Here is a 1036-nt window from a genome sequence, read left to right on the forward strand (position 1 = left end):
CTTAGTTAAAGCCGTTCCAGGGTTCAGCGCACTGGAGCGGCTTTTTATTGATTCTTCACGTTCCACGCCTATTCTTTGATCATTGTTCCACAACTTTGATTAGCTTCAGTGAAGAATCAATTGTCAAAAACAGCCTTCGCCAAACGACCGAATAAACCTCGTTTTTTAGGTTGTCGCTCGATATGCGTAGGCACTGGACTGTGCTCATTTTCTGTTTGCTCCGGAGTAGTCAATCCGTCATGTTTAGCTTCTGCTGTGTCCAGTTCGGGATCTGTTTTGACCATGCTTGATTGCACCGGTTCTTGATCGGTAAACGTAGTCATATTAGGTTTTGGGGCTTCTAATAGGCGTTGCATCGTTTCAATTTGGTTTTGATAGAAAGATTCCCGATCTTTGGCATCATCAAGCTGATTTTTTAGCATGTCTATTTGTTGTCTAAGCAGTAAAACTTCTGCCGAATTTGGACTGTCTATTTTTACAGGTTCTTTTACATCCTGTTTTTTAACTGGTTCCCCAAAAACGCGTATGGCTTCTGCTAGATCAATCTTATTATCAGAATTTTTACTTAAAATTCCTTTCTTTATGTTGTTGTAAATTGTTTGTCTATTGATGTTGTACAGCTTGGAAAGTTCAAGAACTGTAAGGGTTTTCATGCTGTAAACCTATGCCTAAACTTGTCAAAATTGATTGTCTATTAGACTGTCTAATAGACAAATGATCAAGTCTATAATTTAGGCAGCTTTAAACCCGACTTTTTGAAGGTAAGGATGTAACTCTTCAAATTTAGTGGGGTCTTGAAGCATGTCAGCGATACGTAAAGCAAATTGCTGATAGCTCTCAGTACCTTCTGAATATCGTCCCATCTCTGGTAGTCCGGAAAGTTTATTAGCAAAAAAATGGCGTTGTTTATCGGTCATTTTTGAGAAGGCATCTAAAGTATTAGGATCTCTCTTGCTCTCGATATGCTCATGAGTTAATTTCTTTTGTTTAAAACTGAATGAAAAACCTGAAATTGAGCGTCCTTTTTTATGCTGTT

1 protein-coding gene and 1 pseudogene are annotated in these 1036 nt (G+C 38.2%); both read right to left on the reverse strand.

Annotated elements, in window-relative coordinates; all coding sequences use genetic code 11:
- Window positions 1–116 precede the first annotated feature (116 nt).
- Window positions 117–653 carry a plasmid replication DNA-binding protein gene (locus FTV42_RS17350; RefSeq protein WP_180039295.1) on the reverse strand — a complete coding sequence of 179 codons (537 nt, stop codon included), beginning with the start codon at window positions 651–653 and terminating at the stop codon, window positions 117–119.
- Window positions 654–731: 78 nt separating this feature from the next.
- Window positions 732–1036 (reverse strand): annotated as a pseudogene (locus FTV42_RS17355) (replication initiation protein); the annotation flags it as partial.

It is taken from the genome of Acinetobacter sp. YH16052, from assembly GCF_013417155.1.
Classification (GTDB): Bacteria; Pseudomonadota; Gammaproteobacteria; order Pseudomonadales; family Moraxellaceae; genus Acinetobacter.